Source organism: Nocardia arthritidis NBRC 100137, assembly GCF_001612765.1.
GTDB lineage: Bacteria > Actinomycetota > Actinomycetes > Mycobacteriales > Mycobacteriaceae > Nocardia > Nocardia arthritidis.
This window is the reverse complement of record NZ_BDBB01000019.1, coordinates 145,561-172,160: the sequence shown is the minus strand read 5'-3', so window position 1 is coordinate 172,160 and position 26,600 is coordinate 145,561. Positions and strand designations below refer to the sequence as shown.

Here is a 26,600-nt window from a genome sequence, read left to right as displayed (position 1 = left end):
GCGCTGCTGGTCACCCTGCTGGCGGTGCTGGGCCCGACGCTGGCGCCGCACCCGGCGCAGCGAGCGATCGGCATCCCGTTCGGCGATCCCGGCGCGGGCGCGCCGCTGGGCGCCGACCGGCTGGGCCGCGATGTGCTCAGCCAATTGCTCTACGGCGGTTGGGGACTGCTGCTGGTGGCCGCGATCATCGCGGTGACGGTGACCGGGGTGTCGTGTGTCCTCGGCGCGGTCGCGGCGCTGCGCCCGCGGATCGGCGAGTGGATCGAACTGGGCACCGACCTGTTCATCCTGCTCCCCGCGGTGCTGGGGATCCTGCTCGTGCTGACCTCGTGGCCCGACGCGGGCCCCTCGGGCCTGATCGTCCTGGCGCTGCTGTTCGGCGTCCCCTATTGTGCGCGGATCTTCACCGCCGCCGCCGCCGGCGTCGCGGCATCCGGATATGTCGAGAGCGCGCGGGCCGCCGGTGAGCCGCTGACCCACCTGGTGTTCCGGGAAGTGATCCCGAACCTGCGCGAGGTGACGACCACCCAGCTCGGGCTGCGTTTCGTGGCCGGGGTCTATCTCGTGAGCACAGCGTCGTTCCTGCAACTGCCCACGACGCTCGGCGCGAGCAACTGGGCTGTCATGGTGCGCGAGAACACCTCCGGCATGCTGCTCAATCCATGGGCCGTGCTGGCCCCGAGTCTCGCGATCGCGATCGTCGCGGTGAGCGTGAACCTGGCGGTCTCGGCGTTCGGGCGAGGGGAGCGGGAATGAACGTGAGCGTGACGAAACGTGAATGCCCGGCGGCTGAAGCGGAGGGCGCCGGGCAGGCCACCGATCTCGTCTCGGTCGACTGTCTGACCGTGCTGGGACCCAACGGCCGGGAATTGGCCGGTCCCGCGACATTCCGGATACCGGCGGGCACGGTGACGGCGCTCACCGGCCCGTCCGGGTCGGGCAAGACCACGGTGATGCGCGCCCTGCTCGGGCAGTTGCCGTCCGAGCGGGCGCGCGCGACGGGATCGGCGTCGGTCGCAGGACACGACGTGTTGACGCTCGATCGCCCTGCGCTGCACAGGTTTCGGCGTCGACACATCGCCTTCGTGGGGCAGGACCCGGGTTCGGCGCTGAATCCGCTGCTGCGCGTGCGCGCCCTGCTGCGCGAGGTCGCTCCGGACGCGCCCGAGTCCACCCTGACCGACACGCTGGCACTGGTCGGCTTGTCGCCGGACTACCTGCGCCGCCGTCCCGGTGAACTCTCCGGCGGCCAGCAGCGCCGCGTCGCCCTCGCCAGGGCGCTGATCCGCCGCACCGGCGTGCTGGTGCTCGACGAGCCGCTCGCCGGGCTGCACGGCGCGCTGCGCACCGACATCGCCGGACAACTCGCGGCGCTCGCCCGGGAGCGGTCGGTGGCGATCCTGCTGTCGGGCCACGACACCGCCCTCGTGCACTCGATCGCCGACGACATCGTCGAACTCGGCGTGGCCGGCTCGGCGTCTGCGCATCCGGCTCGGCGGCCGCAGAGCGGTACGCCGAGAAAGACCTTCGGCATGGCGGCTGATTCGGCAACGCGCCCGTCGGCCACCGGCCCGATCGACGGTGTTCGGACGGAGATGCGCACCCGCCGTGGCCTCGGCCCGGATCCAGCGGGCGGCGTGGCGCAGACGCGAAACAGTCACCACGGTGCGGCCGTGATCACCGACGACCGGGTCGTGCTGCGCGCCGAAGGAATCAGCGCTTCGATCAACGGACACCAGGTGCTCGCCGACATCGATTTCGCGCTCGGAGCGGGTTCGGCGCTCGCGGTGGTCGGCGCGTCGGGCGCGGGCAAGACCACTCTGGCGCGCGTCGTCGCGGGGTTGCACCGTTCTGCGAGCGGGTCGCTGGAGATGAACGGGAACCGGATCGCCGTGGGTGCGAACAGGCGAATCCGATACGGCTCGAGCGGCATTCAGTTGGTCACCCAGAATCCCCGCTCCGCGCTCAACCCCCGCCGCACCGTGGCGCAGACGCTCGGCCGTCCGCTGCGGCGGATCGGGCGCGTCGCGCGCCGGGACCTCTCGCGGCGGGTCGCCGACCTGCTCGCCGCGGTCGAACTGTCCGCCGACCTGGCCGCCCGCTACCCGCACGAGCTCTCCGGCGGACAACGTCAGCGCGTGGCCCTGGCGCGCGCCCTCGCCGCCGAACCCGCCGTACTCCTGTGCGACGAAATCACCTCGGCACTGGACCACGCCACCGCGTCGGCGATCATGGCACTGCTGGACCGGATCCGGGCCGAACGCGACACCGCCCTGCTGATCATCACCCACGACATGGCCTTGGTCGCCGAATACTGCCCCAGCCTGCTGGTCCTCGATCAGGGGCGGATCGCCGAATCGGGTCACACCGGAACCGTGCTCGCCGCGCCGACGCACAACGCGACCAGCGAGCTGCTCGTCTGAACCGCCGCGGTCATGCGCGCACCCGACACGCGGTGGACTCCGTCACCGGCTTGCCGCAGGCACGAGCCGGCATCTGGATCATGGAAGGGGTGTTACGAAAGACCGGCGTCTCGGCCGCCGTCGTGGTGATTCTCGGGCTCGCCGGTTGCGGGATCGACCGCACCCCGATCCCGGAGGGTATTCCGCCCGGACCCGGCACGCCGCTGCCCGTGATCGACCTGGACGCCCCCGGCCGCACGGCCGTCCAGCTGCGCGGGTGGGCAGGCGAGCAGGCCGGGCGGCTCGGCATCCCGCCGGTCGCCCTCGAGGCGTACGGCTACGCGGCGGCCGTGATGACCAGGGCCCGCCCCGACTGCGGCATCGCGTGGACGACGCTGGCGGGCATCGCGAGCGTGGAGAGCAGGCACGGCAGCTATCGCGGTGCGCAGCTGGGCGAGGACGGCTCGATCCGCCCGCCGATCATCGGCATTCCGCTGGACGGCTCGCCCGGCGTCGCCCTGGTCGAGGACACCGACCGCGGCGCACTCGACGGCGATCCGGTGCACGACCGCGCCGTCGGCCCGCTGCAGTTCATCCCGGAGACCTGGAAGCGCTGGGGCGTCGACGCCAACGGAGACGCGACCGCGGATCCGCAGAACATCGACGACGCCGCGCTCACCGCCGCCAGGTACCTGTGCGCCAGCGGCGGCGATCTCACCTCCGAGCACGGCTGGCAGCGCGCGCTGCTCACCTACAACCAGTCGCACAGCTACCTGCTGACGGTGCGCGATCGAGCCGCGAGTTACAGCGTCGGCCGCCGGGTGTGATCCTCCGGTCCCCGGAGTGCCGGTTACCCGCCTCGCTGCCGGGACGATAGGCTCGCAGCGCACGGCCCATCCCGTGAGACCAACCGTGTCAGCAGCCGAAGGAGTGTCGTTTTCGTGGCCATCATCGAACAGGTCGGAGCTCGCGAGATCCTGGATTCCCGCGGTAACCCCACCGTCGAGGTCGAGATCGCTCTCGACGACGGCACCCTGACCCGCGCGGCCGTGCCCTCCGGCGCGTCCACCGGCGAGCACGAGGCCGTCGAACTGCGCGACGGTGGCGAACGCTACGGTGGCAAGGGCGTGCGCAAGGCGGTCGAGGGTGTGCTCGACGAGATCGCGCCCGCCGTCATCGGCTTGGACGCCGTGGAGCAGCGCACCGTCGACCAGGTGCTGCTGGACCTGGACGGCACCCAGGACAAGTCCCGGCTCGGAGCCAACGCCCTGCTGGGTGTCTCGCTGGCCGTGGCCCGCGCCGCCGCCGAGTCCTCGGGGCTCGAGCTGTTCCGCTACCTCGGCGGTCCGAACGCGCACGTGCTGCCCGTCCCGATGATGAACATCCTCAACGGTGGCGCGCACGCCGACACCGGTGTCGACGTGCAGGAATTCATGGTCGCCCCGATCGGCGCGCCTACCTTCAAGGAGTCGCTGCGCTGGGGCGCGGAGGTCTACCACGCGCTGAAGTCGGTGCTGAAGGCCAAGGGCCTGTCCACCGGCCTCGGTGACGAGGGCGGTTTCGCACCCGACGTCGCGGGCACCAAGGCCGCGCTCGACCTGATCAGCGAGGCCATCGACAAGACCGGCCTGAAGCTGGGCAGCGACGTGGCGCTCGCGCTGGACGTCGCGGCCACCGAGTTCTACAGCACCGGCAGCGGCTACAAGTTCGAGGGCGTCGTGCGCTCGGCCGAGGAGATGGCGCAGTTCTACGCCGACCTGATCGGCGCCTACCCGCTGGTGTCCATCGAGGACCCGCTGTCGGAGGACGACTGGGACGGCTGGGTGACCCTGACCGACCAGATCGGCGAGAAGATCCAGCTCGTCGGCGACGACCTGTTCGTCACCAACCCGGAGCGCCTGGAAGAGGGCATCGCCAAGGGCGCTGCCAACGCGCTGCTGGTGAAGGTCAACCAGATCGGCACGCTCACCGAGACCCTGGACGCGGTGGAGCTGGCGCATCGCAACGGCTACAAGACGATGATGTCGCACCGGTCCGGCGAGACCGAGGACACCACCATCGCCGACCTCGCCGTCGCGGTGGGCAGCGGCCAGATCAAGACCGGCGCCCCCGCTCGCAGCGAGCGGGTCGCCAAGTACAACCAGCTGCTGCGCATCGAGGACGCGCTCGGCGATTCGGCGCGTTACGCCGGCGACGTCGCGTTTCCTCGCTTCGCGTTCGAAGGCTGACCTGCGGTACGAGCGACGGGCCCTGAGGAGGTAGCGGTGCGTGATCACCCAGGGCCCCGGGAGTACCGCGAAGCAGAGACCGAGGCGTGAGATGACGGAGCGACGTGCGCGTGGGACCAGTCCGGCCGGACGTGGGGACCGCCGCACGTCGCGTGCCGACGGATCGCGCCCGGCCGATGCCGCGGCCAAGCGCGGCCGCAGGCGATCGGAGACCGCGGAGAAACCGAAACCGCGCAAGAGCGCGCGGGGTTCGGCCGCGGGCAGGCACGACCACACGTTCCTGGGGCTCTCCACCGGCAAGGCGGTGATCCTCGCGATGGTGGTGTGCGGGCTCGCGCTCACCCTCGCCGTGCCGATGCGCACGTACTTCACCCAGCGCGCGGAGGCCACGCAGCTCGCGCAGCAGCGCGAGGAACTCGAGGCGGATCTGGCTCGGTTGCGGGATCGCCGTGCGCAGCAACAGGATCCGGCCTACATCCGGACCGAGGCGCGCGACCGCCTTCGCCTGGTGCTGCCCGGCGAGACGCCGTACATCGTGCAGGTGCCCGGCATCGAGGCGCCCGCCCCGCCCCCGGCGCCCACCAGAGCCAGGGAACCCGAGCCCTGGTACACCGAACTGTGGCGCAGCATCGCCGAGCCGCAGCCGACGCCCGCGGCCGCTCCGGCGCCGCCCACCGCACCGGAAGGACCCAGGTGACCGCCCCGAACGACCAGGATCTCGCGATCATCGCCGAGCAGCTCGGCCGTGCGCCGCGCGGCGTGCTCGCCATCGCCTATCGCACCCCGGACGGGATCCCGGCCGTGGTGAAGACCGCGCCCCGGTTGCCCGACGGCACCCCCTTCCCGACGCTCTACTATCTGACCGATCCTCGGCTCACCGCGGAGGCGAGCAGGCAGGAATCCGCCGGTGTGATGCGCGAGATGACCGAGCGGCTGGCCGCCGACGCGGAGCTGGCCGCCGCCTATCGCGCCGCACACGAGAGCTATCTGGCCGAACGGGACGAAATCGAGTCGCTCGGTACGGATTTCACCGGCGGTGGGATGCCCGAGCGGGTCAAGTGCCTGCACGTCCTGATCGCGCACGCACTGGCCAAGGGGCCGGGGGTGAACCCGCTCGGCGACGAGTCCGTGGCGCTGGCTGCCGAGCACGGCTTACGTGGCACCGCCGTTCCGGCCGACTGGCCCGCACCGCGCCCGACCGGCCCGCGAGAGACTGGAGCACAGTGATGAGTGACCGCGTAGCCGCCGTGGATTGCGGCACGAACTCCATCCGACTGCTGATCGCCGACGTGCTCGCTGAAGGGCGCCTGGCCGACGTGCACCGCGAGATGCGCATCGTCCGCCTCGGCCAAGGGGTCGACGCGACCGGTTCGCTGGCGCCGGAGGCGATCGACCGCACCCGCGCCGCCCTGGCCGACTACGCCGCGATGATGCGCGAGGCGGGCGTCGGCCGGGTGCGGATGGTGGCCACCTCCGCCACCAGGGACGCCGCCAACCGCGAGGACTTCTTCGCCATGGCCAGGACCGAGCTGGGCACCGTGGTCGCGGGCGCGGAAGCCGAGGTGATCACCGGCGACGAGGAGGCGCGCCTGTCGTTCGCGGGCGCGATCGGCGAACTGTCCAGCGCCTCGGGTCCCTTCGTCGTGGTGGATCTGGGCGGCGGATCGACCGAGCTGGTGTTCGGGGACAGCGCGGGGGTGCGGTCGGCCTTCTCCGCCGACATCGGCTGCGTCCGGATCACCGAGCGCTGCCTGGCGGGCAACCCGCCGACCGCCGAAGAGATCGCGGCCGCCCGCGCCTTCGCCACCGAGCGGTTGACCGAAGCGTTCACGCACGTCCCCGTGGAGGGCGCGCACACCTGGGTCGGCGTGGCGGGCACGATGACCACCTTGGCCGCGGTCGCGCTCGATCTCCCCGAATACGACTCGGAGCGGGTGCATCTCACCCGATTGACCATGGACCAGGTCCGCGAGGTCTGCGACCGGCTGATCGCCATGGACCACGATCAGCGCGCCGCGCTGGGGCCGATGCACCCCGGCCGGGTCGACGTGATCGGCGGCGGCGCGGTCATCACCGAGGTGCTCGCGGAGGAACTGTCCCGGCGCGCGGGCATCGCCGAGTTGGTCGTCAGCGAGCACGACATCCTCGACGGCATCGCGCTGTCGATCGCCTGACCGGGCTCCATCCGGCGACCGGGCCGGTCAGTTCTGCGGTACGTTACCGTCGAGCCGTACCTCGGCGTGTGTCTCCGCGCCCGGCCGGGCTTGCGCGCGGCCCTCGAGACGGGCTTTGCCGACCGCGATATCGGCGAGCCGGGACAGCGATTCCTTGTTCCGCGGCACCAGGAGCAGCTCTTGCAGAATATTGGGCACCAGGTTGCCCAGTCCTCGCTCAGCGTGCTCGTACATCCGGATCTGGGTCTCGCCGGGTGCGGTCTCCACGAGTTCCAGACGGATCCACGCGGCGCCGAGCGGCGAGAGTTTGGCCTCGAGTTCGAGCATGTGCGGCGGATCCACCGACACGACCTGTGTGGAGTCGTTCACGGTGAACGGCCATACACCCGCGCTGTAGTGCAGTTGGGAGCCGACGCCGGGCCATTCGCCGTCGACGTCGCGGATGTGCGTGGCGCCGACCACCCAGGCGCAGAACAGCCATCCGTCGGCGAGGACGTCGAAGACCTGTTCCGGTGTCGTCGGCACGGTGATTTCCACGTGGACCATCAGCTCAACGCTTTCTGGGGGTAGTCCGTGGCGGGTTTGCCTGTCGATTGCGGGGTGCCCGGTGGTGCGGTGGGCAAACCACCTGCCGCGACCCGGTTGCCCCACGGGCGTGAACAGAACCTACGAATCCTCCACAATGCGGTCCGAGCTGCGATCTTCGAAACATGGTTGAAGCGGCAACGCCACGGCTCGGTGGTCTCGGAACGTCGATGTCGGGTAGTTTGGCTCGGTTCTATGACCCAGGTCACGAGTTCGCCGATTTCCGGTACCGCCGGGACGGTCATGGTTTGTGCGGGGGCTGATCGTCGCCGCCATCGCACCATGGATCAGCAAATTCCTGGCCGGCGTGCATCGCCTCGCCGGATGGGTACAGAACACCAAGCACAGCAGCACGATCTAAGGAGAACGCGTGACTAACCCCGGGCCACAAGCCGATCCGGCGGGTGATGTCTCGTCTCGGTGGGGCGGTTTGTTCCGCACCAAGTCCATCGAACAGTCGATCCGCGACACCGACGAACCCGACTCGAAACTCCGCAAGGACCTGACCGCCTGGGACCTCACCGTCTTCGGTGTGGCCGTCGTGGTCGGCGCGGGCATCTTCACCCTCACCGCACGCACCGCGGGCAATGTCGCGGGCCCGTCGGTCTCGCTGGCCTTCGTGTTCGCCGCGATCGCCTGCGGGCTGACCGCGCTGTGCTACGCCGAGTTCGCGTCCACCGTGCCGGTGGCGGGCAGCGCCTACACCTACTCCTACGCCACCTTCGGCGAGCTCGTCGCCTGGATCATCGGCTGGGACCTGATCCTGGAGTTCGCCCTCGCCGCGGCGGTGGTGGCCAAGGGCTGGTCGCAGTACCTCGGCGAGGTACTCGGGGACATCTCGCCGATCGCGCACCTCGGCCCGGTGACCTTCGACTGGGGCGCGGTGCTGCTGATCTCCGTGCTCGGCGTGCTGCTCGCGACCGGCACCAAGGTGTCCTCGCGGGTGTCGGCGGTGGCGGTCGCCATCAAGCTGGGTGTGATCGCGCTGGTGCTGGTCGTCGGCTTCACCTATTTCAAGTCCTCGAACCTCTCGCCCTACATTCCGCCGTCGCAGCCCGGTGAGCGGGGCGAGGGCCTGCGGCAGTCGCTGTTCTCCTACCTGACCGGCGCCGGGGACAGCAACTTCGGCTGGTACGGCCTGCTCGCCGCGGCCAGCCTGGTGTTCTTCGCGTTCATCGGCTTCGACGTGGTCGCCACGACGGCGGAGGAGACCCGCAACCCGCAGAAGGCGGTGCCGCGCGGCATCCTCGGCTCGCTGCTGATCGTCACCGTCCTGTACGTCGCGGTGTCGCTCGTGCTCACCGGCATGGTGCCCTACACCGAGCTGTCCGGCGGCGACGCGACGCTGGCGACGGCGTTCGCCATCCACGGGGTGACCTGGGCGAAGAACATCATCTCGATCGGCGCCCTCGCCGGGCTCACCACGGTGGTCATGGTGATGTACCTCGGGCAGACGCGGGTGCTGTTCGCGATGGCGCGCGACGGACTGATGCCGCGCAGGCTCGCGCACACCGGCGGCAACGGCACGCCGGTGCGCGTCACCGTCATCGTGGGGGTGGCCTGCGCGCTCCTGGCCGGGTTCGTGGATTTCGGCACGCTGGAGGAGATGGTCAACATCGGGACGCTGTTCGCGTTCGTGCTGGTGTCGATCGGCGTGCTCATCCTGCGACGCACGCGTCCGGACCTGCCGCGCGGATTCCGGGTGCCGCTGGTGCCGCTGATCCCCATCCTGGCGGTGCTGTCGTGCCTGTGGCTGATGCTGAACCTGTCGGTGGAGACCTGGCTGCGGTTCCTGGTGTGGATGCTGATCGGCTTCGTCGTCTACTTCGCCTACTCCCGGCGCAACTCCCTGGTCCGCAAGGCCGCGGCCACCCGGTAGCGCGGCCGTGTTCGGCGTGCCGGAGGCCGGCGGATAGCCTGACGCGGTGTCGCAGCGTGAGTTGGTTGTTCTCGGAACCGCGAGTCAGGTGCCGACAAAACAGCGAAACCACAACGGGTACCTGCTCCGGTGGGACGACGAGGCGATCCTGTTCGATCCCGGTGAGGGGACGCAGCGGCAGATGACCTATGCCGGTGTGTCCGTCACCGGGATCACCCGGATCGCCATCACCCATTTCCACGGTGACCACAGCCTCGGGCTGGCCGGAGTGGTGCAGCGGATCAACCTCGATCGGGTGCCGCATCCGGTCGACGTCTGCTTCCCGGCGTCGGGCGGCGTGTACTACGACCGCTTGGTCAACGCGACGTCCTACTATCACCGCGCCGAACTGCGGCCGCGCCCGGTCGCCGCCCCCGGCCCCGTGGACTTGCCGGGGGCGCCGTTCACGGTGACGGCGGTGCACCTCTCGCATCCGGTGGACACCTTCGGCTATCGGCTCAGCGAGCCGCCCGGCCGGCGCATCCTGCCGGATCGGTTGCGCGCCTTGGGGTTGCGCGGGCCGATCATCGCCGAACTGCAACAGCGCGGCGAGGTCGAGTTCGACGGTCGCACCATCACTTTGGCGGAGATCAGCGAACCCCGAGCCGGTCAGAGCTTCGCCTTCGTGATGGACACCCGGCTGTGCGCCGGTGTCGGCGAGCTCGCGGCCGACGCCGACATGCTCGTCATCGAAGCCACCTTCCTGGACGCCGACGAACACCTCGCCGTCGAATACGGCCATCTCACCGCGGGCCAAGCCGCGCGGGCCGCCGCCGAAGCGGGCGTCCGCACCTTGGTCCTCACCCACTTCTCCCAGCGCTACCGAGACCTCGACGAGCACCTGGCCGAAGCGGCGAAGTACTTCACCGGCGAGATCCACATCGCCACCGACCTCGCCCGAATCCCGGTGCCACCCCGGCGCTGACGCCCGACACGCCGAGTCGACCGGCGAACGTTAACACCGGCCCGCCCAGACCGATCTAGTTCTCTGGGACGCCTGCCGCCCCGGGCTCGAAACAACCGCCACCGGCGCCGGTCACCCGACCGCGCCCTCCGGCATCCGCCCACGGCCGACGCCCCGCCACCCCGAGGAACACTCGGAATTCCGGTACAGCCGTACGACTCGGTACGCTGTCCCGGACGCCCCTATAGCCCAATTGGCAGAGGCAGCGGACTTAAAATCCGCCAAGTGTCGGTTCGAGTCCGACTGGGGGCACTGCGACCACCTCGAGTTCGCGACGGCGCGGCTCGCAACCAGCACGGCCGACCGATGCGCTTCGGCGCGGGCTACGACTGCGCGAGTAAACGATCAGGTGCGCTCTTGTTGTTCAACCACGCCGAGGCGACCTTGCGCGCAACCGCGCGGAACAGTATGTCCTCGGTGCCGATCTCGGGGCGTATCGTCTCGGCGACCTTGTCGAGGAGAAGGGTTCGCTCGACTCCCGACGCGGTGGTGTAGGCGTAGCGGACCTGCCGCTGGTCTTCCGCTATCTTTCGGATCTCCGCGTACAGCGCCATCGGGTACTCAGCGCGAAAGGCCGTGGGCGCGGGCGATGATGCGTTCCATGACCGTGCGGGGGAGGAGGCGGCGGAGGGTGAAGAGGGCGGGGGCGTTGCTTCCTACGGCGTAGAGGGGTTTGGGGCGGTCGGCTTCGATCGCTTCGACGATCGTGGTGGCGACCTTCTCCGGGGCGATGCCCTTGCCCTGCTTGTCGTCCAGTTTCGCCATGAAAGTCGTGAAATCGGCGGTGTGGGGGGAGTTTTCGGCGAGGTACTTGGTGCGGCGCTCGCGCAGGCCGGTGTTGATCTGGCCGGGCTCGACGGCGGTGATCCAGACGCCGAAGGGGGACTCCTCGAAGCGGGCGGCTACCGCGAAGCCGCGCAGTGCCGCCTTGGTGGCGACGTAGGACGAGCGGTAGGGCATGGGGAAGCTGGCGAGCATCGATCCGACCATGACGACGCGGCCGTACCGGCGTTCCCGCATGCCGGGCAGCACCGCACCGGTCAGGGCGACCGGTCCGAGCACATTCAGCTGGAACAGCCGTTCGACGGCGTCGGTGGGTAGTTCGGCGAGCGGGCCCGCCTGGCTTTCGCCCGCGTTGTTCACCAGTACGTCGACCTGGTCCAGACCGGCGGCGAAGGCAGCGATCGACGACGGGTCGGTGAGGTCGAGCGCCCGGTACTCGACGCCGGGCACAACGGCGTCGGAGCCGATGGTGCCGGGGTTGCGGCTGGTTCCGATCACGCGATATCCCCGCCCGGCCAGAGCGGCGGCCGTGGCCTTCCCGATTCCGGACGACGCACCGGTGACCACGGCGACGCGAGACATAGGGCTCCTTTCGACGGGCAATGCGCTGACGATATCGTCAACTCCTCGGTTCGCGCTACCCGGAAGTAATTCTCTGCCGCTGACGAGGGCGTCCGGTGGGGTGGGGCACCGAGCGCCACGAGTGTGGCGTCGATGGGCACGTCCCGTCCGCGCGGCGGCGGGAAACGGGAATACAACGTGTGGTGGCGGGTCGGGGATTGCCCATTGAATTCTCCATGGCGGGCTAGGCGCCGCCCGCGGTGGCACGGTGCTGCCGCGTGCGCTCTGCTCGGGTCGATCGCGAGCCTGTGAGCTGGGCAGACGGACCCGCGCATCGTGGTGAGATGCGCACCGGCGCAGCCGAAATCGTTCACCGGAGGGAAGTCTGCGCGGATGTCGGCGGTCGCGTGATGGGGCTAGTGTTGGCCAGCGCGGTGCAGGCCGGAGACGCTGCCGCGTTACCCCCGACGCCGAGGAGACTGTGGTGGTTGTCGATACCGTCCGCGAGGAACAGGCGATCCGTCAGATGACGGAGCGGCTGGTCGAAAACTACACCGAGACCTATTCTCCCGAGCATATCGAGAGCACCGTGGGCGCGGCCCGGCAGAAGTTCGCGGGCCATCCGGTGCGGCAATTCGTTCCGATCCTGATCGAGCGCGTGGTGCGACGGGAGTTGGAGAAGTCTCCCGAAGCGGAAGTCCAACCCGCTACGGTCCCGATGGACAAGGCGCCCGAGCCCTCCGCGAGCCCTGCGGGGAAACTGTCGCAGCTGCGTGACCTGTGGTCGTCGAAGAAGCGTTTCGCGCCCTATGCGGTGGGCGCCGTCGTCATCCTGACGGTGGTCGCCGTCGTTCTCGCCGTGCGGCAACCCGCTCCCGAGGCGCCCGCGGCCGCTCCGGCTCCCGCCGCGCCGCTCACGGTGGTACGCGGCGTGGTCGGGTCGGAGAAGATACCGTTCTTCCAGGACCCGAAGGTGATCGACGCGCTGGCGCGCGGCGGCGTGCGCGTGGAGGTCGAGCCCGCCGGGTCACGCCAGATCGCCACGTCCATCGATCTCGCGAAATTCGACTTCGCCTTCCCATCCAGTGAGCAGGCGGCCGAGCGAATCCAGCGGCAGCGCAATGTGACCGCCAAGTACACGCCGTTCTCCTCGCCGATGGCCGTCGCGACGTTCACGCCGATCACCGATCTGCTCACCCGGGCGGGCGCGGTGCGCCCAGGCCCGGTGCCGACGCTGGACATGCGCCGCTACCTCGAACTCGTTCGCAACGGCACGCGCTGGGACGAGCTGCCCGACAACACCGCCTACCCGGTGCGCAAGAACATCTTGATCTCCACCACCGATCCGCGTAGCTCGAATTCCGCCGCCATGTACCTGGCGGCGGCGAGCTATGCCGCGAACAACAACTCGATCGTGCAGGGACAAACCGCCGAGCAAGCCGTGCTGCCCGCGGTGTCGCGACTGTTCGTGGGCCAGGGTTACACCGAGAACACCAGTGAGGGCCCGTTCAACAACTACCTCGCCACGGGGATGGGCCCGACGCCGATGGTGTGGATCTACGAGGCGCAGTACGTCGAGGCGCTGGTGCGCGGCCAGATCAAACCGGAGATGACGCTGGTGTACCCCTCCCCGACGGTGCTGTCCCGGCACACGCTGGTGCCGTTCGGCGAGACGGGTGACCGGCTCGGTCGCCTGCTGTCCACCGACCCGGAGTTGCAGCGGCTGGCCGCCGAGCACGGTTTCCGGACCAACGACGGCGCCCAGTTCGCGAAGGTCGCCGCCGAACGCAACGCTCCGGTGGCCGCGGACCTGCTGGACGTTGTCGCCACCCCGACCTACGACACACTCGAGCACCTGCTCGAGGGAGTCACCAAGACCTACAACTGAAGCCAAGCGGTTTCGGTGGAAATGATGCGGGCATCCTCTGCGCATCAGGTACCGGAAGAAATGGCCGGTATCGCGGCGGGAGGAAACACCGGTGACAGCGGACGACGGGCCATGGGAGATCCCTCCGATCGATAACGCTCCGGACATCGCGCGCGACCCCGCGCCCGCGCCCGGAGCGACGATGGCCGACACCAGGAACTGGCCGGGATACGGGTTGCTGCTGGTCGCGGCCGCGGTCGCGATAGCCGCAGCGGTACTGGCGGGCTGGGGGTTCGCCCAGCTATCGACCGTAGCCGCGATCATCGCGGCCGTCTTCCTGGTGATCGGGGTGGGCCTGATCGTGCTGGAGCAGGTGCGCGCACGAGCGCGGGCCCGCGAGCACACCGAGCAACCCGTCGAGCGGGCCACCGTCCCGCCGGGCAACTGAGTTGCTCAATCCCGGGGCAGGAAACCCGATTCGATGAACTCGCGGACGAAGGTGTCCACCACCGTGCGGTCCACCTTCGGGCAGTCCACGCCGGTGCCCGCCAGCGCCGCGCGGGTGTGCTCGTCGGCCCAGTCGAGGTGACCGGCGAGTTCGGCGAAATCGTGGCTCAGCAGCGCCGCGCGCACCAGCGAATCGTCGCCGCGCGCGTCCCGGCGGCGCGCTTCCCTGACCAGGCCCGCGCGCACGGCGTCCTCCGGCATCGTCGCCACCGGCAGCCCGTGGGCACGCAGACTGGCGAGAATGTCGCCGACCGCGACGGGGGCCCGATTGACCAGGTGGAACACGGTTTCCGGGCGCGGGCGGGCCGAAATCTCCACGACCGCGCCCGCCACATAGCTCACCGGAACCAGCGAGACGGTGGCGTCGCCCACATCGGGCGCCATACCGAGCATCACGGCGGCGCGGACCATGTTCCACAGCGAATCGTCCGGGCTGTTCACGCCGACGTCCGGGCAGCCGCAGATGGTGCCCGGCCGGTAGATGGCGATCGGCAGTCCGCGCTCACCGGCCTGACGGACCAGTTCCTCGGCAACCCATTTGGACGCGAGATAGCCGTTCCCGGGCACCTGGTCGGCACGCAGGCGGACGCCCTCGGCGACCACCGCAGATTCCGGTGCGACGCCGACGGCCGCGCCCATGGTGGAGATCAGATGGAACGGCTTCACCCGGCGAGTGGTCGCCAGCCGCAACAATTCCCGGGTGCCCTCCACGTTGGCCTGCCGTAGCCGGGCGTAGGGGTCGACGTGATTGACGCGAGCGCCGTTGTGGTAGATCGCATCGATACTGTCGGCCAGGCAGTCGTAGTCGGCAGGGTCCAGGCCGAGGCGTGGTGCGGTGAGATCGCCCGCGACGACGACGATCCGCTCCGCGGCGGTGGTCCCGGAGAGCCGGTAGTGGTTCAGCGCGCTCAGGATCCGGTCGATGCCCTCTTCGGCGTCGTCGGCGCGCACCACGCACCACACGCGCGCCTCGGTGCGATCGAGCAGTTCTTGCAGCAGGTGTGCGCCGAGAAAGCCCGTCGCACCGGTGAGCAGGACCTCCTGCGGCGGCCCGCTGTGCGCGGGTGCGCAGCCCCCGATGCCGATTTCCGGCTCGAGGACGGCGTCGCGTTCCGGCGTCGGCGCGGCGGGAGCGCACTCGCCGGTCAGCCGCGCCGCGAGGCCGCCGACGGTCGGGGCCGCGAGAATCGCCGACATGGGCACGTCGCGCCGCAGCCGGTCCGACAGCCGCTGGTGCAAGGTGAACGCGAGCAGTGACGACCCGCCGAGTTCGAAGAAGTCGTCGCTCACCCCGATCGGGGACACGGCGAGCACATCGGCGAAGACCTCCGCGATCGCGCGCTCCAGCGGGGTGCCGGGGCGCACTCCGGCGCGTGCGGTGAACACCGGCTGGGGCAGCGCGGCGCGGTCGAGTTTCCCGCTGGTGTTCACCGGGAACGTGTCGAGCACCAGCACCGCCGACGGCACCATGTAACCGGGCAGCACCCGGGCGACCGAGTGACGCACCGCGTCCGGATCGACCGTGGCCCCCGGCGCGGCTACCACGTAGCCGACCAGCCGGTCTCCCGCATCGGAGCCTTTGACCGCCACCGCGGCCCGGCCGACCGCCGGATCGGCCAGCAGGGCCGCTTCGATCTCGCCGAGCTCGATGCGATGGCCGCGGACCTTCACCTGGAAGTCGGTGCGGCCCAGATAGTCGAGGGTGCCGCCGCGATTCCACCGCACCAGGTCGCCGGTCCGGTACATCCGCTCGCCGGGGTGCAGCGGATCGGCGACGAACCGGGCCGCGGTCAGGCCGGGCGCGCCGTGGTAGCCGCGGGCCAGTTGAACTCCACCCAGGTAGAGTTCCCCCGCCACGCCCACCGGGACCGGCCGCAAACGGTCGTCAAGGACGTGGCATCGCGAATTCCATTCCGGCACACCGATGGAGACGCCGGAAGCGGTGCGGTCGGCAGCCGACACGGCGTGCCGGGTGATGCTCACCGCGGCCTCGGTCGGTCCGTACAGGTTGTGCAAGCCGGCCCGGGCCGCGCTCGCGAAAGCCCGTGCGGTCTCCGGAGGCAGCGCTTCACCGATGACGAAGACCGCGCGCAGCGAGGACAGTTCGTCCTCGGTCGCGTGCTGGGCGAACACGGTGAGCATCGCGGGAACGAAATCGGTGAGCGTCACCCGGTGCTCGGCGATCAACCCGACCAGCGCCGCCGGATCGCGATGCTCGTCCGGCCCGGCAAGGACCAGCCGTGCGCCCGCGCGCAGCGGCAGGAAGTAGCCCCACAGGGACACGTCGAAGGTCGCGGGGGTCTTGTGCAGATAGACGTCGGCGGCGTCGACGTCGTATTCGGCTTGCATCCAAGCGAGTTGGTGCACAATCGCCCGATGGCTGACCACCACGCCCTTGGGGCGCCCGGTCGAGCCGGAGGTGTAGATGAGGTAGGCGGGCTGATCGGCGCGCCATGGCGCTCGGCGCTCGGCGTCGACCACCGGCTCCGAGCCGAAGCGGTCGAGGTCCAAGGTGTCGACGTCGTACGCCTCGGCGGCCGTGAAGCCGTCGGCGGCGGTGGTCAGCACACATCGCGGCGCCGCCGATTCGAGCACGTAGCGAATGCGTTCGGCGGGATGGCCCGGATCGATCGGCACCCATGCCGCGCCCGCTTCCACGATCGCGTTGAGCGCGACCACCTGCTGGATCGACCGCCGCATCGCCACCGCCACGACTGTCTCCGGACCCACGCCCCGTTCGATCAGCCAGCGCGCCAGGCGGGCGGTCCGCTCGCGCAGTCGCGCGTAGGTGAGGGTCTCGGTTCCGCAGACCACGGCGATCGCGTCGGGCGTCGCCGCGGCCTGCCGCGCCGTCGCGGCGGTGAGCGGCTCGGCCGGGACCTCGTGCTCGGCTCCGGCGCCCCAGGACCGGATGCGCTTGTGCTCGACCGGGTCCATGATGTCGATGTCGCCGACGACGGTACCGGGGTCGGACGCGACCTGGAGCAGGACGCGGATGTAACCGTCGAGGAAACGTTGCACGGTGTGTTCGTCGAACAGGTCGGTGCTGTAGCCGAACCGGATGATGATCTCGCCCGGCTCGCCGTCGGCGTCGCGGGTGTCGACCACACCGATGTGCAGGTCGGTCTTCGCGGTGTCGGCGTCCACGTCGAGGAACGACACACTGGGCCCGGACAGTTCGAGGGTGGCCTGCGTGAAATTCTGGAACGCGAAGCCGACCTGGTAGAGCGGGTGGCGTCCGGGCGAGCGGGTCGGATCGACCGCGTCGACCACGTGCTCGAAGGGCACCTCCGAGTGCGCGAAGTTGACCAGATCCCGCTCCCTGGTGCGCCGCAGCAGTGCGGTGAAACTCTCCCCGGGCTCGATCCCGGTCCGGGAGACGGTCGTGTTGACGAACATGCCGACGACGTCGGCGAGCGCGGGCTCGGCCCGGTTGGTCATCGGCACGCCGATCGCGATGTCGGTACTGCCGGACAGGCGCGACAGCAGCACGGCGAGCGCCGAGCGCATCACCATGAACAGCGTCGCCCGGTGTGCCCGGGCGACGGTGAGCAGGTCGCGGTGCAGGGTGGCGGGCACCGACCGCTGGGTGGCCGAGCCGCGCAGTGTGGCCACCGGCGGGCGCGGCCGGTCGGCGGGCAGGTCGAGTTCGTCGGGCAGGCCGGCCAGCTCGCCGGTCCAGTACGCCAGTTGCCGCGACAGCGGCGAATCCGGGTCGTCGCGGGAACCGAGCAGATCCCGCTGCCACAGGGCGTAGTCGGCGTACTGGACGTCCGGCGGCTGCCAGGCCGGGGCGGCGCCCGCGCTCCGGGACGCGTAGGCCATGGCCACGTCGCGAGCCAGCGGCGCCAGCGAGGACCCGTCGGCGCAGATGTGGTGCAAGGCGCAGACCAGGACGTACTCGGTGGGGGTGCGCAGCAGTCGGACCCGTAGCGGCACCTCGGCCGCTACGTCGAACCCGTGCCGCAGGATCGCGCGTACCCGGCCGGGCACCGCGTTGTCGGGCAGTTCCTCGATCGCGAAATCCTCGACCACCCGTTCGGTGTCGAGGATCAGCTGCCGTGGTCCCGCCTCGTCGGCGGGATACCTGGTGCGCAGCGACTCGTGCCGTTCGACGGTATCGGCGAACGCCGCGCGCAAGGCGGGGACGTCCAGCTCCGACAGCCGCAGCGCGAAGCCGATGTTGTCCACCGAGGACGTCGTGTCGAACTGGTTGCGCAGCCAGAACCGCAGCTGGGCGGGAGACAGCGGGATGCGTTCCGGCCTGGTTCGCGCACGCAGAACCGGGCGGGCCGTGTCGAATTGCTGCGAGCGGATCGCCTTCGACAGGCCCGCGACGGTGGGATGATCGAACACCAGTCGCGGCGGGATGCGCAACCGCCAGATTTCGCTCAACCGCGCGGCGACCTGCGTCGCCAGCAGCGAATTTCCGCCCGCCGCGAAGAAATCGGCGTCGGCGCCGAACCGCTCCCGGCCCAGCACACGGGCGAGGACCTCGGCGACCGTTTCCTCGCCGAGGTCGGCGGCGGGCCGATAGTCCGGCTCGTCGAGGGCACGCAAGCGCAGTGCGGGCCGATCGGCCTTCCCCGTGGGGGTGCGCGGGATTCGTTCGACGATGGTGATCGTGTTGGGCACCATGTACTTCGGCAGCAGTGCGGCGAGCGCGTCGGTCAGAGCGGTGGGGTCCGGGGCGTGTCCCGGTTCGGGCTGGACGAACGCGGCGAGCGTGGTCTCACCCGCGGCGGTCTTGCGGTCGACGGTCACCGCCAGCCGGACGCCGGGCTGCGTCGACAGGATCGCGTCGATCTCGCCGAGTTCGATGCGGAAGCCACGGATCTTGACCTGGTCGTCGGCCCTACCGAAATAGTCCAGATCACCGGTGGTGGTGCGCCGGACGAGATCGCCGGTGCGGTACATCCGGGAACCGGGCGGTCCGAACGGATCGGCGAGAAACCGTTGCGCGGTCAGATCGGGGCGTCCGTGATATCCTCGCGCCACCCCGGGTCCGGCCACGTACAGCTCGCCGACGACACCGATGCCGACCGGTCGCAGCCGGTGATCGAGCACCTGGCAGCGCGTGCCGGGCACGGCCGATCCGATGGTGACCGGTGTGTCCGGCGACAGCGCCGGGCTGAGCGTCGCCACGATGGTGGATTCGGTAGGGCCGTAAGCATTGTGGAACAGGCGGCCGTCGGTGGCCCAGTGCTGCGGCAACATCGGGGGACATGGCTCACCGCCGACCAGGACCGACCGCAGGGCAGGCAGCCCGGCCGGCTCGATCGTGGCCAGCGCGGACGGGGTGAGGAACGCATGGGTGATCGCGTGCTGTGCGAGCAGTTCCACCAAGGCGGTGCCGCCGTAGAGGCCGGGCGGGGCGATCACGAGAGTCGCCGCGGAGCAGAGCGCCAGCAGCAACTCCAGAACGGAGGCGTCGAAGCTCGGTGATGCGAAGTGCAGCACCCGCGAGTCCTTGTCCAGCCCGTGACGCGCGGCGAATTCGGTGCACAGCGGGGCGAGCCCGGTATGGGTGACGGCGACGCCTTTCGGGCGTCCGGTCGATCCCGAGGTGTAGATCAGGTAGGCCGCGTGGGCGGCTCGAACTCGTGCCGTCCGTTCGAAATACGCGATCGGGTTCGCGGGGTTCGCCGCCACCCGCGCGATCACTTCCGCGTCGTCCAGCGCGAGCCAGCGCACCTCGGTGGGCAGCGTCGTCACGAGCCCGGTTCGGGTCAGCCCCAGCGCAGCGCCGCAGTCGAGCACCTGGAAAGTAATGCGCGACAACGGAAGCGCCGGATCGATCGGGACGAAGACGGCGCCGGTCTTGGCGATCGCCCACACCGCGAGCACCGATTCGAGCGATCGCGGAAGCGCCACCGCCACAGCTGTTTCGGGCCCCGCGCCCGCGGCGATCAACGTGCGGGCCAGCTGGGACGAGCGGGCGTCGAGGTCGCGGTAGGTGATCGTGGTTTCGCCGTCCAGGACCGCGACGCCGTCGGGATTGTGCTCCGCGGCCGCGGCCAGCAGCGCGGCGAACGTCGGTGTGGCGGAGTCGGCTGATCTGCGGCGACGGCCGTTGCGGGCGGGTGGACGAGGATTCCGGATGCCGCTGGTCATATCTTCGTCCCGTTCCGCGTGGCAGTGAACGCGCCAGATGCTATAGCCGCGCGGCGGGATTCTTCACCGATGAGAAGGCGTCTGCACCGGCCCGGCGGGCCGCTCGGGTCATCCGGCGGCGTGTGCCGTCACGCGTCCAGCACGCGGGTGAGCGCGGAGGCGAACGCTGGTCGGCGCTTGGTCCTCCGCGTCGCGCACCCGCCGGGCGAACTCCGGATACGCGCCGCTCGCGATGACCTCGCGGGGTAGGGGCCGACCGCTCCAGAACCGTTGCCGGTCAGCGGGTGCCGTGCCCCTGACAGGCGGCCAGCGCGGTGTTCTTGGTGGCGTTGAACCGGTCGATCACCGCGTTCAGCGTGTCGGTGTCGGCGCGGCGGGCCAGCGTGTCGGCCAGGGCGTTCGTGTCGTCGCGGTAGGCGCGCAGCGGGTCGGCGACCCCGGACGGCACCTCTCTGGTCACGTTCTGGTCGACCGAGCGCGCGTTGTTGCGCAGCGTCGAGACCGCGGTGTCGGCTTTGCCGTTCGTATCGGGATCGCCGCGGCCTTTGGCGTTGCTGGCATCGATGTAGTCGTTGAATGCCCGTACCGAACTGCCGTTCGCGGCCAGGAAGGCGTCGCACGCCGATCCGGTCGCGCGTTCGACGGCGGCGGCCCTGGACGACGAGGCGGCGGCCGAGGAGGAAGTGACCTCCGAGGCGTACGCGGCCAGGTCGGTCCGGTTGACCTCCGCCGTACCGGAAACTTGCTGTGCGCAGGCGCCGATGAGCAGCACGCCTGCCGTGGTGGCCACCGCGGCCGCCAGCAGGCCCGCGCGTTCGAGTCGTCGCATGGTCGGTCCCCTCACTCCCCTCGAAAGTCCGGCCGGGACAGCAGGAGCGCCGGACAATCCGACCGTACGTTGCGTGGGCGAGACACGCGCGCCCGCGCCGATATCGATGGCCAACCGATATCGGCGCGGGGCGGGTTCAGCGTTGGCCGAGCATGGTCCGCATCTGCTCGATCTCGGTCCGCTGAGCGGCGATGATCGCCTCGGCGAGCGCCTTCGCGTCGGCATTGCGGCCCTCGGCCAGTTCCGTTTCGGACATGGCGATCGCGCCCGCGTGGTGCTCGATCATCATGTTCAGCCACTGGCGGTCGAAGTCCGGACCGGACGCTGCCTGCAGCGCGGTCATCCGCTCTGCGGACATCATGCCGGGCATCCCGTGGCCGCCGTGCCCTTCGTTCGCGGTGGGAGCCGGCTTGCCGAAGCTCTGCAGGAGGGCGGTGATCTGCTGCATCTCCGGCGCTTGAGCTTGCTCGACCTGTGTGGCGAGCGTCCGCAACTGCGGGTTGTCGGTGTGACTCGGCACCAGCCGCGCCATCTCGACGGCTTGGGCGTGATGCGGATACATCATCTGCAGAAACATCACGTCGGCGTCGTCGTAATCCGCGCGTGCGGGTGCGCTCGTGACGGCTGAGGCGGTTGTCGAGGTGCCGTGCTCGGTGGTGTGCCCGGTGTCGGCGTCGCCGCATCCGGCGAGGGTCACCGCTGAGATCGCGGCGAGGGCGAGGATCCAGCGGGTGCGAGTGATCGACATGGGTTGCTCCTTGCGAGGTGCGAAGTCTGAGGACGGAGTGGACAACGCCGCGACCGTGGTTCGGACACCCGGCCGCGGCGGACCTGTCAGATCCGCAGAATCGCCAGTTCGGCCAGGGTGAGCACGGTCCATGGCGGCGGTCGTTCCCGCCGCGCCCGCCAGTGCCGCGCCGCCGCGCCGCCGGGACGATCGACAGCCATCCGGTAGAGCAGCACCAACGCGGCCAGCGCGATCAGACCGGTCAGGATGAACACACAGTTGTGCAGCGCGCTGTGCGAGCCGTCGCACCCGCCGCCCGCGCAGTGCGGGAGCGTCGCCGCGCCGATGGCGGGCGTCGGGTAATGCGGGCGGGTCGCGTCGTGACGGGAGGTGCGTTGAGGAGAGGTCGCCGGTTCGCTGCCGTCGGATGTCGCATGGCTCGACCGGGCTACCTCGTGACCGGAGGTGGCACGGATCTCGGTATCCCGTCCGCGGCCGTCGGCCGATGTTGCGGAAGCGAGCGCCGGCGCGGCGTGCGCACCGGCGTGGACGTGGCCAGAGGACCCGAAGACCGCCGAGTGCATAACGACCACCCCGGCGAGCAGCGCCAGCATCACGAGCAGCCGGGCCGGCCCGGCTGCGTCGAGTATGCGGCGTTCGACCACGAGCGCCCAGTCTACCCCTGCCCGGATACCCGTTGGCGGTACCCGTATCTAGGGGTGCGCGATGTCCACGACGAGCCGGGTCGGGTTGGACAGCGCGGTGACGGTGAAGGGGGGCCGGTCGGCCTGTATGCCGATGAACGACTGGGTCACGCCCTCGAACACCGTCGTCCGGTAGACGCCCGCGATGCCGGGGACCTCCGGATTCACGGCGGGGTCGGGGCCCTCGTACGGCGTCACGCCGCTGTCGAACGGGTAGGCCGAGCCGAGGATGCGCACTTCCAGGATCGACCGGCCCGCCACGTCCACCGGATTGCCGCTGCCGTCCTGTACGGCACGGTCGGTGTACCGGACGAGCCAGCCGGGCGTGCCGACCCCGCCGAGGTCGTAGACCACGCGATCGAAGCCGGGCTGACGCCCCAGGCGAACGTCGGTCACCGTGAGTGCGGCGTCGCCGGAGGGCTTGCCCTGCTTCGGTGCGGTGTCCCCCGGCACAGGGGCCTGCGCCACCGCGGCAGGCGTCGCGGTGCTGGAGGCGACCGGGAGGTCCGGTTGCGAGTCGCCGTCACCACAGCCCGCGAGCAGTGCCGTCGCGACCGCGACCATGAGCACCATCCTGTTGCGCATGGCCCGATGCTACTCAGCGAAACGCGCCGGATGGCGTAACCGGAGGGCGTTGCGGCTGATTCGCCTGTGGTCGGCCACGGCGTGGCGGCGATCGTGAGCGCAGTGTCCGCCAAACCGTCTGTCCGGCAGCGGTTCAGCGCGCGAGCCGCGCTGCGGAGAAGGCGGCGAGAACGATTGGGCGGGGTGGGCGCGACCGTTCGGCAACGATCTAGCACACTTGAGGTGTGGGAGATGTCGAGGACGTACTGAGCCGGCTGCGGCGGTATCCGGACGTGGAGGCGCTGAACCTCTACGCCGTGGATGCCGCCGATCGGCTGATCCTCGACGTCGCGGCCGAAGCCCTGGCGACTGCGGATAGCGGGAAGGTAGCCGTTATCGGTGACGCCTACGGTGCGCTGACCCTTGGCGCCATCGCGGGGCACGATCTGCGCGACGTCCGGGTACATCAGGATCTGCTCACCGGTGAACTCGCCCTTGCCAACAACGCCCGTGCGGCGGGTCTGTCGGATCGCTACACGGCGCACCCGCTCGGTCCGGGGTTGCTGCGTGATGCCCGGGTGGTGCTGCTTCGCCTGCCCCGGGTGCTGGCCGGGCTGGCCGAGGTCGCCGACGCCATCGCGCGTTACGCGGATCCGGCGGTCGAGGTGTTCGCGGGCGGGCGCGACAAGTATTTGACCAAGTCGATGAACGACGTTCTGGCGCAATCGTTCTCCGAGGTGCGCGCCAGCCGTGGCAGGCAGAAGTCGCGAACGCTGCTGGTGGCCGGACCCAAACCCGTGGCGGGTCGGCCGTTTCCGGTGCGCGATCGGCTGGACGAACTCGGTCTCGATGTGGTCGCGCACGGCGCGGCCTTCTCCGGGGCGCGCCTGGACATCGGCACCAGATTCCTGCTCGAGCACATGAAACTGATGAAGCCGGACGCCCGCGACGCCATCGATCTCGGCTGCGGCACCGGCATCCTGGCCGTCGCGCTGGCCACGGCGCGGCCGGGCATCAAAGTGACCGCCACGGACCAATCCGCCGCCGCCGTCGCCTCGGCGCGGGCGACCGCCGAGGCGAACGGCGTCGCCGACCGGGTGTTTGCCGTGCGTGACGACGCCATGTCCTCCGCCGCGGACAACAGTGCCGACCTGGTGCTGTGCAATCCGCCGTTCCATGTCGGCGCGGCCGTGCACACCGGATCGGCGATCAAGATGTTCGCCGAGACCGGACGGGTGCTGCGACCGGGCGGGGAGTTGTGGACGGTGTACAACTCGCATCTGAACTACCGGGCCGTGGTCGAGCGGATGGTGGGCCGGACCGAGGTGGTCGGCCGCAACCGGAAGTTCACCGTGACTCGCTCGGTGCGTGGCCTGCACGACCCACGGCAGCGGTAGAGTCCGAATTGTCCGTCTCGGTGAGACTCTCCGGGAACTCGCGACGGATGACAAACGTTGGACTGGGCAGTTGGATATCGAGTGAACGAACTCGATGAACAGCGGCAACGACTCCAGAAAGGGACGCCGTTCACATGCGTACCACGAGCAATCCGGTTTTCAGGAACCTGCCAAGGCAGGAGGGCGGTGGATACGCCAGCTTCGGTTCGGGCGTGACCTCCGCGGGACAGTTCGGCAACCAGTACGGCCGGTATCCGCAGCAGTACGGCGAGCAACCGCAGCCCTATCAGCAGGCTCCTGCCACCACCCGGTCGATGACCATCGACGACGTGGTGACGAAGACGGGCATCACCCTCGCGGTGCTGGCCCTGTCCGCCATCGTCTCCTACGGGCTCACCAACGCGAACACCTCGCTCGCGCCGTTGTTCGTGATCGTCGGCGGCTTGGTCGGCCTGGTGCTGGTGCTGGTGGCGACCTTCGCGAACAAGATGGACAACCCGGTGCTCGTGTTGTCCTACGCCGTCGCCGAGGGCCTGTTCCTCGGTGCGCTGTCGTTCATGTTCACCAATGTCGAGTTCGGCGGGGTCGGCGGTAGCGCGCTGATCGGTCAGGCGGTGCTCGGCACGTTCGGTGTCTTCGCGGGCATGCTGGTGGTCTACAAGACCGGCGCCATCCGGGTGACGCCGCGCTTCACCAGGATCATCGTCGGCGCCATGATCGGCATCCTGGTGCTGATGCTGGGCAACCTGGTCGCGAGCTTCTTCATCGACGGCGGCCTCGGCCTGCGCGACGGCGGCCCGCTGGCCATCGTGTTCAGCCTGGTGGTCATCGCCATCGCCGCGTTCAGCTTCCTGCTCGACTTCGACGCCGCCGATCAGCTGATCCGCGCGCAGGCTCCGGAGCGGGCGGCCTGGGGCGTCGCCCTCGGTCTCACCGTCACCCTGGTCTGGCTGTACGTCGAGATCCTGCGACTGCTGAGCTACTTCCAGAACGACTAGCCATCCAGCAGAAGGGCGGTCACCGGAGATCCGGTGACCGCCCTTCTCGTATCCGGGTCAGCTCAGGCGTTCGATGACCATCGCCATGCCCTGACCGCCGCCGACGCACATGGTCTCCAGACCGAACTGCTTGTCGTGGGTCTGGAGGTTGTTGATCAGCGTGGTGGTGATCCGGGCGCCGGTCATGCCGAACGGGTGGCCCAGCGCGATCGCGCCGCCGGAGACGTTCAGCTTGTCCTCGTCGATCTTCAGCTCCCGGGCCGAGCCGAGCACCTGCACCGCGAACGCCTCGTTGATCTCGACCAGGTCGATGTCATCGATGGTCTTGCCCGCCAGCGCCAGCGCGCGCTTACAGGCCTCGATCGGGCCCAGGCCCATGATCTCCGGCGACAGTCCGGACACGCCGGTGGACACGATCCGCGCCAGCGGCGTCAAACCGAGTTCCTTGGCCTTGGTGTCGCTCATGATCACCAAAGCGGCGGCGCCGTCGTTGAGCGGGCAGCAGTTGCCCGCGGTGATGGTGCCGTCCGGACGGAACACCGGCTTCAGCGCGGAGACCGCCTCGTAGGTGACCCCGGCGCGCGGGCCGTCGTCCTTGCTGACCACGGTGCCGTCCGGCAGCGTCACCGGGGTGATCTCGCGGGCGAAGAAGCCGTTCGCGATGGCCTCCTCGGCGCGGTTCTGCGAGCGCACGCCCCAGCGGTCCTGGTCCTCGCGGGTGATGCCGGTGGAGGTCGCCACGTTCTCGGCGGTCTGTCCCATCGCGATGTACACATCGGGGATCAGGCCGTCCTCACGCGGATCGTGCCAGATGCCCGCGCCGCCCTCGGCGGTCTTCGCGGTGCGCGCCTGCGCCTCGGCGAACAGCGGGTTCTGCGTGTTCGGCCAGCTGTCGGCCGAACCGTTCACATACCGCGACACCGTCTCCACACCCGCGGAGATGAACACATCGCCCTCACCGGCCTTGATCGCGTGGAACGCCATCCGGGTGGACTGCAGCGACGACGCGCAGTAGCGGTGCACCGTGGTGCCGGGCACGAAGTCGTAACCGAGCTGCACGGCGACGACACGGGCGATGTTGAAGCCCTGCTCACCGCCCGGCGAGCCGCAGCCCAGGATCAGGTCGTCGATCTGGGCGGGGTCCAGGGCAGGCACCTTGTCGAGCGCTGCCCGCACAATCTGTGTGGTCAGATCGTCGGGCCGCAGGTCGACCAGCGAGCCCTTGCGGGCACGGCCGATCGGGGAGCGTGCGGTCGAAACGATGACGGCCTCGGGCAT

22 protein-coding genes and 1 tRNA gene are annotated in these 26,600 nt (G+C 69.9%); 14 read left to right on the top strand and 9 right to left on the bottom strand.

Translation table 11 applies throughout. From position 1 onward, the window contains the following. The 7 genes from NA8_RS16235 to NA8_RS16205 all read left to right on the top strand — a co-directional run. On the top strand, positions 1–756 hold a 756-nt coding region (locus NA8_RS16235), incomplete at its 5' end, for an ABC transporter permease (RefSeq protein ID WP_063051207.1). Between the two features lie 8 nt (positions 757–764). Beyond that, entirely contained in the window at positions 765–2,423 is a 1,659-nt protein-coding gene (locus NA8_RS16230; protein ID WP_245663859.1) for an ABC transporter ATP-binding protein, read from the top strand. 80 nt (positions 2,424–2,503) lie between these two features. Beyond that, on the top strand, positions 2,504–3,229 hold the full coding sequence (locus NA8_RS16225) for a lytic transglycosylase domain-containing protein (RefSeq protein ID WP_063051233.1): 726 nt from the start codon (positions 2,504–2,506) through the stop codon (positions 3,227–3,229). Between the two features lie 114 nt (positions 3,230–3,343). Next, entirely contained in the window at positions 3,344–4,630 is a 1,287-nt protein-coding gene (eno, locus tag NA8_RS16220) for a phosphopyruvate hydratase (RefSeq protein WP_063051205.1), read from the top strand. Between the two features lie 91 nt (positions 4,631–4,721). Beyond that, positions 4,722–5,327 carry an FtsB family cell division protein gene (locus NA8_RS16215; RefSeq protein ID WP_063051204.1) on the top strand — a complete coding sequence of 202 codons (606 nt, stop codon included), beginning with the start codon at positions 4,722–4,724 and terminating at the stop codon, positions 5,325–5,327. Further along, the gene (locus NA8_RS16210; RefSeq protein WP_063051232.1) at positions 5,324–5,857 is read left to right on the top strand and encodes a DUF501 domain-containing protein; all 534 of its coding nucleotides are present in this window, start codon (positions 5,324–5,326) and stop codon (positions 5,855–5,857) included. The genes NA8_RS16215 and NA8_RS16210 overlap by 4 nt, the downstream gene beginning before the upstream one ends. Then, positions 5,857–6,804, top strand: coding sequence for a Ppx/GppA phosphatase family protein (locus NA8_RS16205; RefSeq protein ID WP_063051203.1), 948 nt, complete (start codon positions 5,857–5,859; stop codon positions 6,802–6,804). Before NA8_RS16210 ends, NA8_RS16205 begins: the two co-directional genes overlap by 1 nt. 27 nt (positions 6,805–6,831) lie before the next feature. Here the strand turns inward: NA8_RS16205 and NA8_RS16200 are convergent, their stop codons facing one another. Then, complete coding sequence (locus NA8_RS16200; RefSeq protein WP_084466840.1) at positions 6,832–7,350, bottom strand: SRPBCC family protein; 519 nt, start codon at positions 7,348–7,350, stop codon at positions 6,832–6,834. Positions 7,351–7,759: 409 nt separating this feature from the next. On the opposite strand from NA8_RS16200, the gene NA8_RS16195 reads away from it, so the two are divergent. The 3 genes from NA8_RS16195 to NA8_RS16185 all read left to right on the top strand — a co-directional run bounded on the left by NA8_RS16195 (position 7,760) and on the right by NA8_RS16185 (position 10,523). Beyond that, the gene (locus NA8_RS16195) at positions 7,760–9,268 is read left to right on the top strand and encodes an amino acid permease (RefSeq protein WP_063051202.1); all 1,509 of its coding nucleotides are present in this window, start codon (positions 7,760–7,762) and stop codon (positions 9,266–9,268) included. A 46-nt stretch (positions 9,269–9,314) separates the two neighbouring features. After that, positions 9,315–10,232, top strand: a complete 918-nt coding sequence (locus tag NA8_RS16190) for a ribonuclease Z (RefSeq protein WP_063051201.1) — start codon at positions 9,315–9,317, stop codon at positions 10,230–10,232. Between the two features lie 217 nt (positions 10,233–10,449). Continuing rightward, a tRNA-Leu gene (locus NA8_RS16185) sits at positions 10,450–10,523 on the top strand. A 71-nt stretch (positions 10,524–10,594) separates the two neighbouring features. Here the strand turns inward: NA8_RS16185 and NA8_RS16180 are convergent. Beyond that, complete coding sequence (locus NA8_RS16180; RefSeq protein ID WP_063051200.1) at positions 10,595–10,825, bottom strand: hypothetical protein; 231 nt, start codon at positions 10,823–10,825, stop codon at positions 10,595–10,597. A gap of 7 nt (positions 10,826–10,832) precedes the next feature. Further along, positions 10,833–11,636, bottom strand: a complete 804-nt coding sequence (locus NA8_RS16175) for an SDR family oxidoreductase (RefSeq protein WP_063051199.1) — start codon at positions 11,634–11,636, stop codon at positions 10,833–10,835. Between the two features lie 463 nt (positions 11,637–12,099). Here NA8_RS16175 and NA8_RS16170 point away from each other — a divergent pair, with 463 nt between their 5' ends. Together NA8_RS16170 and NA8_RS16165 are read left to right on the top strand one after the other, a co-directional pair. After that, complete coding sequence (locus NA8_RS16170; RefSeq protein ID WP_245663858.1) at positions 12,100–13,503, top strand: three-helix bundle dimerization domain-containing protein; 1,404 nt, start codon at positions 12,100–12,102, stop codon at positions 13,501–13,503. Positions 13,504–13,594: 91 nt separating this feature from the next. Continuing rightward, positions 13,595–13,930 carry a hypothetical protein gene (locus NA8_RS16165; protein WP_063051198.1) on the top strand — a complete coding sequence of 112 codons (336 nt, stop codon included), beginning with the start codon at positions 13,595–13,597 and terminating at the stop codon, positions 13,928–13,930. Between the two features lie 5 nt (positions 13,931–13,935). Here NA8_RS16165 and NA8_RS16160 read toward each other — a convergent pair whose 3' ends face one another. The 5 genes from NA8_RS16160 to NA8_RS16140 form a co-directional block, all read right to left on the bottom strand. Next, positions 13,936–20,103 carry a non-ribosomal peptide synthetase gene (locus NA8_RS16160; RefSeq protein WP_063051197.1) on the bottom strand — a complete coding sequence of 2,056 codons (6,168 nt, stop codon included), beginning with the start codon at positions 20,101–20,103 and terminating at the stop codon, positions 13,936–13,938. Between the two features lie 277 nt (positions 20,104–20,380). Beyond that, positions 20,381–20,932, bottom strand: a complete 552-nt coding sequence (locus NA8_RS16155; protein WP_063051196.1) for an Rv2240c family protein — start codon at positions 20,930–20,932, stop codon at positions 20,381–20,383. A 136-nt stretch (positions 20,933–21,068) separates the two neighbouring features. After that, positions 21,069–21,680 (bottom strand): DUF305 domain-containing protein, encoded by a 612-nt coding sequence (locus tag NA8_RS16150; protein WP_063051195.1) that lies wholly within the window; start codon positions 21,678–21,680, stop codon positions 21,069–21,071. Between the two features lie 86 nt (positions 21,681–21,766). Continuing rightward, positions 21,767–22,324: a hypothetical protein gene (locus tag NA8_RS16145; RefSeq protein ID WP_063051194.1), complete on the bottom strand. Its 558-nt coding sequence runs from the start codon at positions 22,322–22,324 to the stop codon at positions 21,767–21,769. Between the two features lie 48 nt (positions 22,325–22,372). Next, positions 22,373–22,948, bottom strand: a complete 576-nt coding sequence (locus tag NA8_RS16140; RefSeq protein ID WP_063051193.1) for an AMIN-like domain-containing (lipo)protein — start codon at positions 22,946–22,948, stop codon at positions 22,373–22,375. Positions 22,949–23,172: 224 nt separating this feature from the next. On the opposite strand from NA8_RS16140, the gene NA8_RS16135 reads away from it, so the two are divergent. Together NA8_RS16135 and NA8_RS16130 are read left to right on the top strand one after the other, a co-directional pair. Beyond that, positions 23,173–24,324: a class I SAM-dependent methyltransferase gene (locus NA8_RS16135; RefSeq protein ID WP_063051192.1), complete on the top strand. Its 1,152-nt coding sequence runs from the start codon at positions 23,173–23,175 to the stop codon at positions 24,322–24,324. Positions 24,325–24,458: 134 nt separating this feature from the next. Then, the gene (locus tag NA8_RS16130) at positions 24,459–25,322 is read left to right on the top strand and encodes a Bax inhibitor-1/YccA family protein (RefSeq protein ID WP_063051191.1); all 864 of its coding nucleotides are present in this window, start codon (positions 24,459–24,461) and stop codon (positions 25,320–25,322) included. Between the two features lie 57 nt (positions 25,323–25,379). On the opposite strand, the gene NA8_RS16125 is transcribed toward NA8_RS16130, so the two are convergent. Continuing rightward, the gene (locus NA8_RS16125; RefSeq protein ID WP_063051190.1) at positions 25,380–26,600 is read right to left on the bottom strand and encodes an acetyl-CoA C-acetyltransferase; all 1,221 of its coding nucleotides are present in this window, start codon (positions 26,598–26,600) and stop codon (positions 25,380–25,382) included.